Source organism: Streptomyces sp. MMG1121 (assembly GCF_001280015.1).
Lineage (GTDB): Bacteria > Actinomycetota > Actinomycetes > Streptomycetales > Streptomycetaceae > Streptomyces.
Genome location: NZ_LGDV01000072.1, coordinates 1 through 507, shown reverse-complemented (window position 1 = coordinate 507; position 507 = coordinate 1). Strand labels below are relative to the sequence as shown.

1 protein-coding gene is annotated in these 507 nt (G+C 66.7%); it reads left to right on the top strand.

The window, feature by feature from the left end; genetic code table 11:
* A partial coding sequence (locus tag ADK64_RS08025) for a condensation domain-containing protein (RefSeq protein WP_159046191.1) occupies positions 1-507 on the top strand: 507 nt, incomplete at both ends.

Here is a 507-nt window from a genome sequence, read left to right as displayed (position 1 = left end):
CCTGCGTCTGGTGGGGGAGTTGGATGTGGTGGCGTTGGGTGCGGCGGTGGGTGATGTGGTGGGGCGGCACGAGAGTGTGCGGACGGTGTTTCCGGTGGTGGAGGGGGTGCCGTGGCAGCGGGTGTTGGGTGTGGAGGTGGCGTGGCCGGGTGGGTTGCGTGTGGTGGGGGCGGGGGCTGGTGGGGTGGCGGGGTGTGTGGCTGCTCTGGTGGGGCGTGGGTTCGATCTGGTGTGTGAGGTGCCGTTGCGGGTGGTGTTGTTGGAGGTGGGTGAGAGGGAGCATGTGTTGGTGGTGGTGGTGCATCACATTGCTTTTGACGGCTGGTCGGTGGGTCCGTTCGTGCGGGATCTTTCGGTGGCGTACGGGGCGCGGTCGGCGGGTGGTGTGCCGGTGTGGGAGGAGTTGCCGGTGCAGTACGGGGATTTCACGTTGTGGCAGCGTGAGGTGCTGGAGTCGGATGGGTTCGAGAGTCGTGAGCTGGGCTTTTGGCGTGAGGTGTTGCGGGA